Origin of the sequence: Paenibacillus sp. FSL H8-0259, assembly GCF_037963255.1 — a bacterium.
Taxonomy (GTDB): Bacteria; Bacillota; Bacilli; order Paenibacillales; family Paenibacillaceae; genus Paenibacillus_AQ; species Paenibacillus_AQ phytohabitans.
Genome location: NZ_CP150147.1, coordinates 5508063 through 5521497, shown reverse-complemented (window position 1 = coordinate 5521497; position 13435 = coordinate 5508063). Strand labels below are relative to the sequence as shown.

Annotated in this window: 11 protein-coding genes; 4 read left to right on the top strand and 7 right to left on the bottom strand. The window is 54.9% G+C overall.

All coding sequences use genetic code 11. The annotated features are described in order from the left end of the window. Positions 1 to 35 precede the first annotated feature (35 nt). Positions 36 to 806, bottom strand: a complete 771-nt coding sequence (locus NSU01_RS24030) for a DeoR/GlpR family DNA-binding transcription regulator (protein ID WP_039295325.1) — start codon at positions 804 to 806, stop codon at positions 36 to 38. Positions 807 to 1145: 339 nt separating this feature from the next. On the opposite strand from NSU01_RS24030, the gene NSU01_RS24025 reads away from it, so the two are divergent. Genes NSU01_RS24025 through fucU form a run of 4 tightly spaced genes read left to right on the top strand, consistent with a single transcriptional unit; the run spans position 1146 to position 5559 of the window. Then, positions 1146 to 2912, top strand: a complete 1767-nt coding sequence (locus NSU01_RS24025; protein WP_076245731.1) for an L-fucose isomerase — start codon at positions 1146 to 1148, stop codon at positions 2910 to 2912. Positions 2913 to 2941: 29 nt separating this feature from the next. Then, positions 2942 to 4429, top strand: a complete 1488-nt coding sequence (locus NSU01_RS24020) for a rhamnulokinase family protein (RefSeq protein WP_076245729.1) — start codon at positions 2942 to 2944, stop codon at positions 4427 to 4429. Further along, positions 4426 to 5079, top strand: coding sequence for a class II aldolase/adducin family protein (locus tag NSU01_RS24015; protein ID WP_231575179.1), 654 nt, complete (start codon positions 4426 to 4428; stop codon positions 5077 to 5079). The genes NSU01_RS24020 and NSU01_RS24015 overlap by 4 nt, the downstream gene beginning before the upstream one ends. A gap of 39 nt (positions 5080 to 5118) precedes the next feature. Continuing rightward, positions 5119 to 5559, top strand: a complete 441-nt coding sequence (fucU, locus tag NSU01_RS24010; protein ID WP_076245727.1) for an L-fucose mutarotase — start codon at positions 5119 to 5121, stop codon at positions 5557 to 5559. 518 nt (positions 5560 to 6077) lie between these two features. Here fucU and NSU01_RS24005 read toward each other — a convergent pair. The 6 genes from NSU01_RS24005 to NSU01_RS23980 all read right to left on the bottom strand — a co-directional run bounded on the left by NSU01_RS24005 (position 6078) and on the right by NSU01_RS23980 (position 13293). After that, a complete protein-coding gene (locus NSU01_RS24005) occupies positions 6078 to 6920 on the bottom strand; it encodes a sugar phosphate isomerase/epimerase (protein WP_076245725.1) in 843 nt (280 codons plus the stop codon). Between the two features lie 104 nt (positions 6921 to 7024). Next, positions 7025 to 7711 carry a rhamnogalacturonan acetylesterase gene (locus tag NSU01_RS24000; protein WP_076245723.1) on the bottom strand — a complete coding sequence of 229 codons (687 nt, stop codon included), beginning with the start codon at positions 7709 to 7711 and terminating at the stop codon, positions 7025 to 7027. A gap of 2 nt (positions 7712 to 7713) precedes the next feature. Then, a complete protein-coding gene (uxaC, locus tag NSU01_RS23995; protein WP_076245720.1) occupies positions 7714 to 9150 on the bottom strand; it encodes a glucuronate isomerase in 1437 nt (478 codons plus the stop codon). Between the two features lie 36 nt (positions 9151 to 9186). Next, entirely contained in the window at positions 9187 to 10674 is a 1488-nt protein-coding gene (locus tag NSU01_RS23990) for an altronate dehydratase family protein (RefSeq protein WP_076245718.1), read from the bottom strand. 33 nt (positions 10675 to 10707) lie between these two features. Next, positions 10708 to 12120: a tagaturonate reductase gene (locus tag NSU01_RS23985; protein WP_083705619.1), complete on the bottom strand. Its 1413-nt coding sequence runs from the start codon at positions 12118 to 12120 to the stop codon at positions 10708 to 10710. A 177-nt stretch (positions 12121 to 12297) separates the two neighbouring features. Next, positions 12298 to 13293, bottom strand: coding sequence for a LacI family DNA-binding transcriptional regulator (locus NSU01_RS23980; RefSeq protein ID WP_076245714.1), 996 nt, complete (start codon positions 13291 to 13293; stop codon positions 12298 to 12300). Between the last annotated feature and the right edge of the window lie 142 nt (positions 13294 to 13435).

The following is a 13435-nucleotide window of genomic DNA, read 5'->3' as shown; positions in this document are numbered from 1 at the left end:
ACTGTGGTTCACCTCCTTCCGGTGCAGAGTTTGCGCTACTGCAGCGCAGGATAGAGCAGAGACACCTGATATTTGCTTAAGAAATCAATCCATTCTTCGGACGGCCGCTGATCGGTGACGATATAATCGACCTTGTCGAAGCTGAACAGCCGGATGAAGGCGATCCGGTCGAACTTGGAATGGTCGGCAAGGAGCACAACTTTGTTCGCCTGCTGCTGCATCAGAACCTTGAGCTCGGTCTCCGCTTCGTTCGAATCGCTGAGTCCCCCGGTCATGGAGAGCGCCTTACAGCTGAAGATGGCCACATCCACATTATATTTCAGGATCGTCTGCGACGCCGTCGGCCCAACAAAAGAGCTGGTCTCCGGACCCAGGATGCCTCCCGTGGAAATGAGCTTCTGTCCGGAATGCTGGAACTCTGACAATACCGCCAGGGAATTGGTGATGATTGTCAGATTTTTTTTGTCCTCCACGATTCTCCGCAAGCCTTCAAAAGCCGTTGTGCTGGTATCAGTCATCACACTGTCCCCGTCACTGATCAGCTCCAGCAGACATGCGGCAATCATCCGCTTCGCTTCAATGTTGACCTGATGCCTGTGGGAGTAGGAGGGGTCCTCGTTGGTATGGGCGTTCAGAATCGCCCCGCCGTAATTCTTCTTGGCAATACCCTCTTTATCCAGCCGGTCGAGATCACGCCGGATGGTCTCCTCCGATACACCAAATTTCTGCGCCAGGTCCGCTACGTGAACCTTCTTATGCCTGTATAGCTCGTTGATTACCAGATCCCGCCGTTCAAAAGCCTTCATCCCGTTGCCCACCCTTGATTAAATAGTTCTAGCCATAGTATATCAACTAGTTTACTACATATTTCTCCAAAACTTAAATTATTAAAACGAGCATGATCCCACACTATATTTGAATTATATCACATAATACCACATAAATATCAAATAAAAAGTGTGGAATATTGTTGACTTTATGGGTTATGAAATCTATGATGGAGAAGAAAAGGATTAGTCGGCGGAGAATGCCCAGAGTTTGCAGACAGTAGCAGGCTGTATTTAATAGCGCTTACTAATCGGAGTGTACTGCTCCAATGAAATTATTTTATCCAAATCAACCATTGATTCCGGGGAGGAACGGCAGTGACAGCAAATTATCCGAAGATTGGTATCCGGCCTACGATTGACGGCAGAAGACGCGGGGTGCGTGAATCGCTTGAGGCCCAGACTATGGGGATGGCACAGCGTGTGGCGGCATTTTTGCAGGAGAATTTATTTTATCCGGACGGTTCGCAGGTGGAGTGTATTATTGCTGATTCTACCATTGGCGGTGTGAAGGAAGCTGCGGCGGCAGCGCAGAAGTTCGCAGGTGCGGGTGTAGGTGTATCAATTACGGTCACACCTTGCTGGTGTTATGGATCAGAAACGATGGATATGGATGCTTCTATTCCGCATGCGGTATGGGGATTTAACGGAACGGAACGCCCCGGGGCGGTGTATCTGGCGGCAGTGCTGTCTGCTTATGCGCAAAAAGGCATTCCGGCCTTTGGCATCTACGGCGAAGATGTTCAGGAATCCAGCAGTGAAGAGATCCCGGCGGATGTACAGGCCAAGCTGCTCCAGTTCGCGAAGTCGGCACTTGCGGCTGCGCTGATGAAAGGGAAGTCTTATCTGTCGATGGGCTCCGTATCCATGGGGATCGCCGGTTCCATCGTCAACGAGCAGTTCTTCCAGGAGTACCTCGGCATGCGCAATGAGTATATCGATATGTCTGAATATGTCCGGAGATTCGAGGAAGAGATCTATGATCCTGAGGAATTCAAGCGGGCACTGGCCTGGGTGAAGGACAACTGCCGGGTGGGAGCGGACAATAACCCGCAGCATCTGCAGCTCAGCGAAGAGGTTAAGGAAGAGCAATGGGAGACCTGTGTCAAAATGGCGCTGATCGCCCGCGATCTGATGATCGGCAATCCGGAGCTGGCGAAGCTCGGCTTCGAGGAAGAAGCGGACGGCCACAACGCTCTGCTGGGCGGCTTCCAGGGCCAGCGCCAATGGACGGATCACTTCCCGAACGGTGATTTCATGGAGACGATTCTTAACTCCTCGTTCGACTGGAACGGCAGACGGGCACCTTATATTGTCGCGACCGAGAACGACAGCCTAAACGGGGTCACGATGCTGTTCAATTATCTGCTGACGAATACGGCGCAGATTTTTGCCGATGTCCGTACCTTCTGGAGTCCGGCTGCGGTGAAGCGTGTAACCGGATACGAGCTGGAGGGGGCAGCGGCAGGCGGTCTGCTGCATCTGATTAACTCCGGTTCAGCGGCACTGGACGGAACCGGTGAGCAGAGCATTGACGGCAAGCCGGCGATCAAGCCGTTCTGGGACATCACGGATGAGGAAGCGGCTGCCTGTCTCGCACAGACCCAGTTCCGCCCGGCCTCGCAGGAATATTTCCGCGGGGGCGGCTTCTCGACAGACTACCTGACCAAGGGCGGAATGCCGGTCACCATGGCCCGGCTGAATCTGGTCAAGGGCCTCGGGCCTGTGCTCCAGCTGGTGGAAGGCTTCACGGTGGAGCTGCCGGGAGAAGTGCATGATACGCTGGATCAGAGAACGGACCCTACCTGGCCGACAACCTGGTTCGCACCTAAGCTGACAGGCAAGGGCTCGTTCCAGTCTGTATATGATGTGATGAACAATTGGGGCGCCAACCACGGTGCGATCAGCTACGGGCATATTGGAGCCGATCTGATTACACTGGCCTCGATCCTGCGGATTCCGGTCAGTATGCATAACGTGGAGGAATCGCGTATTTTCCGGCCGCGTGTCTGGTCGCTATTCGGCACAGAGGATCTGGAAAGTGCTGACTACAGAGCCTGCCGTAACTTTGGGCCGCTCTACTAAATCTTCAAAGTGAAGCGGGTGCGGAGAACATGGGCGAAGAGATAATCAAGCTGCTGGCCATCGATCTGGGTGCCAGCTCCGGCAGGGTCATGCTGGGAACGTATGCTGAAGGGAAGGTGGAGGTGGAAGAAATCCGCCGCTTCCCTAACGGGCCCGTAGAGGCTGACGGGCAGTTGTACTGGGATGTCCAGCAGCTGTTTCATGAGATGAAGCAGGGGATTCTGGAGGCCGTGAAGTCCCGCGGCCCATTGCAGTCTATGAGTGTCGATACCTGGGGAGTCGACTATGGCTTCCTGGATGCAGAGGGAGAACTGCTGTACTCCCCGCATCACTACCGGGACCAGCGGATGGAGGGGATTGCTTTGGCGTTGGAGGCAGCCCTGCCCCCTGAGGAGCAGTTCAAGCTGACGGGCAACCAGTCCAGCCCGATTAATACGGTGTATCAATTATTTGCCGATCTGCAGGCTAATCCGGAGCTTACACAAAAGGCCAGTCTGCTGATGATGATGCCTGACCTGTTCAATTATATGTTCAGCGGCACGGCGGTCGCTGAGCAGACCATCTGGAGCACCAGCGGCCTGCTGAATCCGGATTCGTCTGCTCCGGCAAGCGAAGTGCTGCGCAGGCTGGAGCTCCCGGTGAAGCTGATTCCCCGGCTGGTGCCGGCGGGCACTGTAATCGGCGAGCTTCGGCCAGGCCTGCAGGAAGAGCTTGGTTCCGGCCCGCTCAAGGTCATTGCCGGGGCTTCGCATGACACTGCTTCCGCTGTGGCTTCCATCCCTTACGGGCTTGGAGGCTCCACCGGCGGAGAGGGTTCCGCCGCCTTCATCAGCTGCGGAACCTGGTCGCTGGTCGGCCTGGAGACTGCGGAGCCCATACTTAGCGCCGACGCCGACGCCTACGGCTTCACCAATGAGAGCTGCTTCGGCGGCACGAATCGCCTGCTGAAGAATATCACCGGCCTGTGGCTGCTGCAGGAGACCCAGCGCGGCTGGGCAGAAGCGGGAGAACCGCTCAGCCATCAGGAGGCGGCAGAGCTGGCTGAGGGGCTGGACCGGTCGACAGCGCGCATAGCCGTTCTGGACCCGAACGATCCCCTCTTCAGCACCCCGGGGGATATGCCGCTGCGGATTGAATCGTATTGTATCCGCACAGGCCAGCCTGTACCGCAGAGCCGGGCGGAGATCATCCGTACCATTCTGGAGAGTCTGGCCCAGTCTTACGCCAGCACGATCCGTGAACTGGAGACACTTACAGGCAGACCGGTCAGCTGCATTCATATGGTCGGCGGAGGCATCCAGAACAAGCTGCTATGCCAGCTTACAGCGGATGCCACAGGCAAAGAAATCATTGCCGGACCGGTAGAGGCAAGTGCAATCGGCAACGTATTGGTGCAATTGACGGCACTGGGAGCGATTGAAGCATCCGAAGCCAGAACAATTGTAGCCCGTTCCAGTGCCCCTGTCCGGTATCAGCCGGCTTTATCAATTATTCATAGCGATCAAGGAGGACAATGATGAATACGAAGGAAGAGGAATTGCGGAGGCTTATCTGTGATATCGGCCGCAATCTGTTTAATAAGGACTTTATTGCCGCCAATGACGGCAATATCTCGGCACGCCTGTCGGCTACAGAGGTAATCACCTCACCAACAGGAGTCAGCAAAGGTTATCTGCAGCCGCATATGCTGGTCAAAGTGAATCTGCAGGGGGATATTCTTGAAGCCGCGGAAGGCTACCGGCCATCCACGGAAGTGAAGATGCATCTGAAGATTTACAATGAGCTGCCGGAGATGGGCGGCGTGGTGCATGCGCATCCGCCGTATGCGACCGCTTTTGCCATCAAGGGCGAAGCGCTCGACAAGATGATGATGCCGGAGTCGGTGATTGCCATGGGGGACATTCCACTGGCGGTATACGGAACGCCTTCAACCGAGGAGATTCCGGATTCGCTGATCCCCTTCCTCGGCAAGAAAACGGCTGTCCTGCTGGAGAGCCATGGCGCATTGACCTGGGGCAAGGATGTCATGGCTGCCTACATGAATATGGAGCGGCTGGAATATACGGCGAAGCTAACCTTCCTGACCCGGATGATCGGCGGGGAACGTGAGCTTCCTCAGCACCGGATCGAGGAGCTGGTAGCTTTGAGATCGTTCTACGGAATGTAAGCCGCGGCTTCGACACAGGAATGAAGGAGGATAGTAGTCATGCTCAAAAAAATACCCAAGCTCCTCTCCCCCGAGCTGGTCCGTACCCTGATGGAAATGGGCCATGGGGATGAACTGGTCCTGGCGGATGCCAATTATCCGGGCCACGGGCTGCATTCCAGAGTGCTCCGGGCGGACGGCATTGGCATTCCCCGGCTGCTGGACGCGATCCTGGAGCTGCTTCCGCTGGATCACTATGTGCCCGCGCAGGCGGCATTCATGGCTGTAGTGGAGAGTGATCCTACCGTTCCGGTGATATGGGAGACGTACAAGGAGATCCTGGCCAAACATGACGCTGCGGCACAGGTGGAGTATGAGGAGCGTTTTGAATTCTACAACCGCTCGAAGCGGAGTTATGCGATCGTGATCACCGGGGAAGAGGCGCTGTACGGGAATATTATTCTCAAAAAAGGTGTGATCCCGCCGGATGCCGGGGTATAACAACAGGTTCAAGTCTGCGTAATATCGCAGGATAAAGGATAATCCTTCTGTTTAAATTTAAAAAGATAAGACCGCCCGGCATTGGAGAGCGGTCTTATTGCTATATCAGTTGCTCAAATGTAGAAACGTCACATGAAATGTTATGTGTTGTGTAATTTGGATCCACTGACCCTGCGTTTGCAAATATTTTGAGAGTAACTAGTGTGAAGTGAATAGATTTAATTGCATTTCGTGCAATTAAACAGATGGTGAAAAACCGGATTGTCCGTTTAACTGTATTCAGTACAATTAAAATCAGCGGTAAGTCTACTTTTACGGAATATGGGGGTTTTAAGTGTACAAAGTGCAATTAAAACCCTCGCAGCGCAAAAATTGATCACTTTAGTTGTACAAAATACACTTAGGACCGGAGCGAAGGACCGGTTACTATAAATTGCTCATTTCTAGTATTGAACCGGCTCCTAAACCGGATTCAATATAAACAAATGGCCCGTACGCCATATGGCCGGGGCATTTATTCATATTTCGTTATACATCCGCCGGAGCAGCTCTGCACTGCCGCGCATATGCTCTTCGGGAGTGCTCTCCAGCAGGCCCTGAATATGCGGACGGTTATATTTCATGTAATGGAGCAGCGGAGCGAAGTTCAGCAGTCCCTGTCCTGCAGGGACGATCTCAATCCGCCCATCCCTGACCGTGAAATCCTTCAGATGCAGCACCGCGATCCGGTCACCCAGCAGCTCAAGAGCCTCTGCAACAATACTCTCCTGCTGCAGGTAGTTATCCGGCGTCATCAGATTGGCGGCATCGAATATAATCTGCAGATTACTGGAGGCCACTTCGTCCAGCAGCCGTCTGGTCAGCTGAGCCGTGTGAAGCGGGTGGTTAATCCCTGCCTCGATGCCGACCGTTACCCCGAAACGCTCTGCTTCCGCAACCATTGCTTTGACAGAAGCCACAACTTGTTCAAAAGCTTCCTCCGTGAAATTATCCGGCGTATATCCCTTTCCCACACTGCCTGTCTCGGTACCTACCAGACTCGCCCCGAAATCACGGGCCAGCCGCAGATGGGTACTGAAGTCATTCAATGCCTGTGCGTGCCGGGCGGGATCAGGATCGATGATGTTTACATAGCAGCCGAGAACGGCAATCCTGATGCCGGCCTGCCTGAAGGCTTCGCCATAATAGGCAGCCGTTCCCGGACTGAGTGCGCCAAGTCTGGGCGCACTCTCAGGAAAGGACTTATGCAGCGCGAACTGAATAGAGGAGAAGCTGTGCTCTTCCAGCTTCTCAAACAGCTGCGGCAAAGGACACGGGTTGAAATCATGGGCGCGGACGCCGAGGTGAAACGGTACGGTCATATGTTCTACTCCTTTGCTCTGCAATTTCCCGCAAATAAGGCCGCCTGTGCCCGCAAGGGCACATGGCGGCCTATTCCAGGAATTCAATGAAGCGGCTTAACGCACTACACCCGCAAGTGAGGGTGCAGTACCGAGAGTCCCGCAGTCTGTTCCATCGCTTCTGCTACCAGCGAGGCGATCCGCTGCGCGCCTGCCTGCGAGAAATGGGTGTCATCTGCGATCCCGTCCGGGTAGTTGGGATGGCTGCCCGGCGGCAGATGCATGAACAGCTGCTGTGAGCCTTCGATTCCCAGCGAGCGGTAGAGCTGCTGCGAGGAGGCGAAGATATCGAGCAGCGGTGTTCCGGTCTCCGCTGCAACCTCGCGCATGGCCTGCGGGTATGGCCCCACGGCCTCAGGATCAGGTTCACCCTCCGCTGTAAAGCGGCGGCGGCTCACAGAGGTCAGCAGCAGCGGGAACCCGCCGCGGCTGCGGGCGGAATCGATAAATACCTTAAGATTCTGGCGGTATTCGGTATCCGGATCCGTATAACGCGCCGGATCTTCGATCTTCTGGTCATTATGACCGAACTGGATCAGCAGGAAGTCTCCAGCCTGGAAGTCCTGCTCGATCTCCGCAAGCCTGCCCTCTGCCAGGAAGGAGCGTGTGCTCCGTCCGTTCACTGCCCGGTTCTCAATCCGCACCTCCGGTCCCACATGCCCGTGGAGAAATTCTCCCCATCCGGTCATCGGTGATTCGGAGGCCGCCTTCCGGGCTGCGGTAGAGTCTCCGGCAATATAGATGGTCGTCATCTTCAGCACTCCTTCACGCGGGCGGTAACCTCCACCGGGCTGCCGGAGGTCTGGAAGCCGAAATAGCCTGCTGCATTATTGTAGGAGATATCCTCTACCATAGCGCCCAGTAAGTCTATGTCATCCGGTGCCTCACCGCGTTCCACGAGTTCACCGATCAGCTCACAGAGCACCCGGCGGAAATATTCATGCCGGGTATAAGAGAGGAAGCTGCGTGAATCGGTCAGCATGCCGACGAAGTTACCGAGCAGGCTGTTGTCAGCCAGCAGGGTCAGCTGCTGGCGCATACCGCTGCGCGTATCGTTGTACCACCAGCCGGAGCCGAGCTGGAGCTTGCCGGCAGTATCCTTCTGGTAGCAGCCCATCAAGGCCAGCAGGGCAGGGTAGTCGCCGGGATTCAGCGAGTACAAGATGGTCTTCGGCAGGCCGCTGCCGCTCTCGGCACGGTCAAGCAGCTGCGACAGCGGTGTGGTCAGCGGCAGGTCGTTAATGCCGTCGTATCCGGTATCCGGCCCTAGCTTCCGGAACATCGGCGTGTTGTTGTTGCGGTAGGCATGCAGATGAAGCTGCATGGTCCAGTCTTTGGCCTGGTAGAAGCCGATCAGTGCAGTCAGCAGCTCTGTACGGTAGAGGGTGATTTCCTGCGGTGACAGGGAAGCACCCTGCAGTCTTTTGGCGAAGACCGTCTGGGCAGCTTCCGGTTCACCGGCTTCGTAACGCAGCACATCAAGGGCATGGTCCGACAGGCGGCAGCCATTCTCATGGAAGAAGTCCACACGGTTGCTCAGTGCCTCAAGCAAGGCCGCATAAGTCTTAACCTGCTGACCTGTAGCCTGCTCCAGCTTGCCGATCCAGGCGCTGAAGCCTTCGGCATCGATGTTCAGTGCCTTGTCGGGACGGAAGGTCGGGAACACCTGGAACAAGGTCTCAGAGTCTCTGAGCAGCTTGTGGTATTCCAGCGAGTCTGCCGGATCATCCGTAGTACAGATTACCTTGACGTTCGAACTGCGGATCAGACCGCGGCGGGTGAACGCCGGTTCGGCCAGCTTGCGGTTCACCTTCTCCCAGATGGCCGGTGCAGAAGCTTCGTTCAGCAGCTCATTAACGCCGAAGAAGCGGCGGAGCTCCAGATGGGTCCAGCTGTACAGCGGGTTGCCGATGGCTTTCGGGAGTGTGCGGGCCCAGGCCAGAAATTTATCATAATCGGAGGCATCCCCGGTAATATGCGATTCCGGCACACCGTTCGCGCGCATCAGCCGCCATTTGTAATGATCTCCATAAAGCCAGGCTGCCGTGAGGTTCTCGAACGGTTTATCCTCATAGATTTCGCGCGGGTCCAGATGGCAATGGTAATCGACAATCGGCATTGTTTTGGCATGCTGATGAAAGAGCTGGCGTGCGGTATCGCCGGATAACATGAAATCTTCATTAAGAAACATGGATAAGATCTCCCTTTGCATGAATTTGGATAGAGTTTATAGCGTAACGCCGGTTTTGAAAATAGCCAGCTCGCGCACTTCATTCTGCTCGTTCCGTGTTTTTTGGCCGCTGGCGACATCAATGATATAAGTGATGAATTCCTCCAGCACATCGGCCATCGGTGTTTCCAGCAGAGGACCGGCGTTGAAGTCCATCCAGTGGCCTTTTTTGGCAAAAAGATCGTTGTTGGTGGCCACCTTCACCGTAGGTACGAAGCTGCCGAACGGCGTTCCGCGTCCGGTAGTGAACAGCACCAGCTGGCAATCCGAAGCAGCGAGAGCGGAGGCGGCTACCAGATCGTTGCCGGGAGCCTGAAGGAGGCTCAGCCCTTTTTTGCGCAGCTTCACGCCATATTGCAGCACATCGACCACCGGCGAAGTTCCGGCCTTCTGGGTGCAGCCCAGCGATTTGTCCTCCAGGGTGCTGATGCCGCCGGCTTTGTTGCCTGGAGAAGGATTCTCGTATACAGGTTCGCCGTACGAGAGGAAATACTGCTTGAAGTTATTGATCAGCGACACGATCTCTTCATAGACCTCATGGCTTTCTGCACGCGCCATCAGCATCTTCTCTGCACCGAACATTTCCGGCACTTCCGTCAGCACCGAGGTTCCGCCCTGGGAGATGATGAAGTCGGAGAATGCGCCCAGCAGCGGATTGGCTGTGATCCCGGAGAACCCGTCGGAGCCGCCGCATTTCAGGCCGATGTTCAGCTCACTGAGAGGAACCGGCTCACGGACATCGTTCTTCGCAGCCTCATACAGCTGCTCCAGCAGCTCATGGCCGGCTTCTACCTCATTGCCCACCTCCTGGGCAACCAGGAATTTCACCCGTGACTCGTCATAATCCCCCAGCATGCTGCGGAATTCAGCGACAATATTGTTCTCGCAGCCGAGCCCGAACACGAGCACCCCGCCGGCGTTCGGATGGTTGACCGCGTCGAGCAGTATGCTGCGGGTCATGCGGTGATCATCGCCGAGCTGCGAGCAGCCGTAAGGATGCTTCAGCACCGTGAAGTTATCGAAGCCGCCAAGATCGGGATGCTCAGCCTTGAACTCCTGCAGCATTTGCTCGGCAATCCCGTTCACACAGCCCACGGTCGGGATAATGAACAGATCATTACGGATGCCGACCTTGCCGTTACTCCGGCGGTACCCCTGGAAGGTCAGATCACGCCGGGGGTAGGTAACCTGGTGAACATCCGGCACATACTCATATTCCTCTTCGCCGGACAGATTGGTCTTGATATTATGCGTATGAATCCAGTCCCCAGCGGCAATCGGAGCGATGGCATGGCCGATAGGATAACCGTATTTGGTGATAACCTCATCAGTCTGGAAATCAGTCAGGGCAATCTTGTGGCCCTGCGGAATATCCTGTGCTGCCTGAAGCGTCAAGCTGTCTATGGTGAGCTGCTCCCCGGCCGATATCGGCCGCAGGGCTACAGCTACTGTATCTCTGGGGTTCATTTTCATTAAGTGCTTCATGTTGGACCCTCCTAAGTTTTGTTAGTTATTGCTTTAGCCGACAAGCTGCTGCAGAGCGGCGCGGGAATCCTGCTTCTCCAGCTGCTGCAGATGGGCGTTAATTTCAGCTTCCAGTCCGGGCAGCAAGGACAGATCCTGTCCCCACAGGCTGGTGTTGCTGAGAATAGTGCTTGCGAAGGTTGCCGGATCACTCCATGCCTGTGTGAAAATCTCCAGGATTTCCGGACTGTCCTGCAGCGGCACACGGTCACCGCGGTAGCTGAGCAGGAGAGCGGCGAAGGCGAGCGTTATGCGCTCCGGAAGCTTGCCGCGTTCCTGCTGATAGCGGAGCAGCACCGGGAGCAGCCGGGTTTTGAATTTGGAGATGCTGTTCAGCGAGATGGAGGTCAGCTCATGGCGGATGAACGGATTTCTGAACCGTTCCTGCACGGCATCCGCATAGGACAGCAGCTCTTCAGCAGGCAGATCCAGCATAGGAATCAGTTCATCTTCGATCAGCTGCTTCACGAAGCGGGAGAACGTTTCGTCATTCATAATATCCTCAACGGTTTCCAGACCCGCCAGCAAACCCAGAGGAACCATAGCCGTATGAGGCCCGTTCAGCAGATGAACCTTGCGCTCGCGGTATGGAGTCATATCAGGGGTGACCACAACGTTCAGTCCGGCCTTGGCCAGCGGCAGCCGTTCAGTAAGTGATTCCGGTCCTTCAATGACCCAGAACAGGAATGGCTCAGCCGTAACCATCACATTGTCCAGATACCCCAATTCAGCTTCCAGCTCAGCGGCCTTATCACGCGGGTAACCCGGAACGATCCGGTCAACCAGACTGCAGCAGAAGGTATTCTCCTCCTTCAGCCATTGCAGGAATTCCCCGCCCAGATTCCAGTCAGCGGCGTATTGCTGTACAATCTCCTGCAATTTCTCGCCGTTGCGGTCGATCAGCTCGCAGGGGATGATGACGAAGCCTTTTTTGCCCAGCTCGAAACGGCGGTGGAGCAGCGCAGTCAGCTTGCCCGGGAAGCTCTTCGGCGGCGTTCCGTCTGCACGGTCGCCCGGTAGATAGGCAATACCGGCTTCCGTCGTGTTGGAGGTGATGAATTCCAGCTCATCATTCTCAGCGAGCGCAAGGTAACTCCCGTAATCGCTATAAGGGTTAATCACGCGGCTGACGGAAGAGATGATTTCCCGCGAGTTGACTGTCTGGTTATCCATAATGCCGTTCAGCAGCACGGTGTAGAGATTATCCTGGGCGGCCATGAATCCGCCAAGCCCCTGTTCAATCGGCTGTACCAGCACTGCGCTTCCGTTGAACAGGCCTTGGTTGTTCATCTGCTGCAGCTGCCAGTCCACGAAGGCGCGCATGAAATTGCCTTCACCGAATTGGATCATTCGCTCGGGATGCAGGGTTAACTCCGGGTGAGTGCTTCTGGATAAACGGTTTGTCATAATGGTCATGATCTCCTTTTAAAATATAATGTCATAAATGCACACGTTAACATTTTATTTTAAGCAAACCCGGAAATGACGTCATTGTAGACGTTATTCGTGTCTGCTGAAAATACAAAACGGGCAAGCCGGATAACCCGGCACATACCGTTAATTCACTGCGGCAGAACCCTGCGCTCAGATATTGGCGACAGTATCGCGTACCATGAGGCCGGTCTTAACGAATAGCTGCTGCGGCTCTGTTTCGGGCTGGATCAGCAGCTGAATCAGCATTTTCATACCGAGTTCACTGATCTCTGCAATGGGCTTGCGGACGGTAGTCAGGGCAGGATTCGTATAACGGGCGAACATAATGTCGTCGAATCCGATCAGCGAAATTTGTCCCGGCACATCTACCTTATGGGCATAACAGGCGTTCATCGCGCCAATGGCCATATCATCGTTGGAGCAAAATACAGCGGTAGGCTGATCCTCAAGGCTGAGCAGCGCCGTCATCGCCTCATAGCCGCTCTCGATGCTGTAATCCCCTGAAGCGAAATAATCGGGATTCAGCTCCAGACGGCCTGCAATCAGGCTGTCCATGAACCCTTGTTTGCGTTCGCTGGACGATTTGAAGCCGGGCTTCCCTTCAATAATAGCCAGCTTCCGGTGCCCTTGAAGCACAGCGTAATCAATCGCTTCCTTCACGCCTTCGCGGTCATTGGCTACCACATTCATAATGCCCGGGTCCTCCAGCTGGCGGTTCAGCACCACAAGCGGTATGCCCATCTTCTTCACATGATAAATGAAGGCATTATCCTCATCGCTCTGGCTCATGACCAGAATGCCGTCGAAACGCTGGGGCTGAATATTGCTGAAGTTATGGACACCGTCTATTCCGTTAACGGTCAGATTGTAGTTCTCATCCAGGATATGCGTAATGCCTTTGATAGCATCAACCAGGAAGCTGGCTGAAGTACCCTGCTCAATGCTTGAGAAGAACAGCCCGATGGTGAACGATCTCTTCGTAACCAGACTCTTGGCGCTGTAATTCGGCACATAATTCATTTCCGCGGCGATTCGCTCAATCTTATCCCGGGTGACTTTCTTGATCAGCGGGCTGCCGTTCAGCGCTCTGGATACAGTCGTGTGGGAGACGCCAGCGACGCGTGCAATATCTTTGATGGTAATCATGACATCTCTCCGGGAAAATAGAATTGTTAACGATTTCAGTTTAGTGCTACAGCCGCGTCAAGTCAAGACTTTATTGAAATGCACACGTTAAAATTTTATCTGGAACAATGCTGCGGCCGGCGGTATAATTTACGTGTCAAGG

What these genes read in the sequence shown, in the direction of transcription:
- NSU01_RS24015 (WP_231575179.1), top strand. Translation starts at nt 4,426, where the DNA reads ATGATGAATACGAAGGAAGAGGAATTGCGGAGGCTTATCTGTGATATC.
- NSU01_RS23990 (WP_076245718.1), bottom strand. Translation starts at nt 10,674, where the DNA reads ATGAAGCACTTAATGAAAATGAACCCCAGAGATACAGTAGCTGTAGCC.
- NSU01_RS24000 (WP_076245723.1), bottom strand. Translation starts at nt 7,711, where the DNA reads ATGACGACCATCTATATTGCCGGAGACTCTACCGCAGCCCGGAAGGCG.
- NSU01_RS23985 (WP_083705619.1), bottom strand. Translation starts at nt 12,120, where the DNA reads ATGACAAACCGTTTATCCAGAAGCACTCACCCGGAGTTAACCCTGCAT.
- NSU01_RS24020 (WP_076245729.1), top strand. Translation starts at nt 2,942, where the DNA reads ATGGGCGAAGAGATAATCAAGCTGCTGGCCATCGATCTGGGTGCCAGC.
- NSU01_RS24005 (WP_076245725.1), bottom strand. Translation starts at nt 6,920, where the DNA reads ATGACCGTACCGTTTCACCTCGGCGTCCGCGCCCATGATTTCAACCCG.
- fucU (WP_076245727.1), top strand. Translation starts at nt 5,119, where the DNA reads ATGCTCAAAAAAATACCCAAGCTCCTCTCCCCCGAGCTGGTCCGTACC.
- NSU01_RS23980 (WP_076245714.1), bottom strand. Translation starts at nt 13,293, where the DNA reads ATGATTACCATCAAAGATATTGCACGCGTCGCTGGCGTCTCCCACACG.
- NSU01_RS24030 (WP_039295325.1), bottom strand. Translation starts at nt 806, where the DNA reads ATGAAGGCTTTTGAACGGCGGGATCTGGTAATCAACGAGCTATACAGG.
- uxaC (WP_076245720.1), bottom strand. Translation starts at nt 9,150, where the DNA reads ATGTTTCTTAATGAAGATTTCATGTTATCCGGCGATACCGCACGCCAG.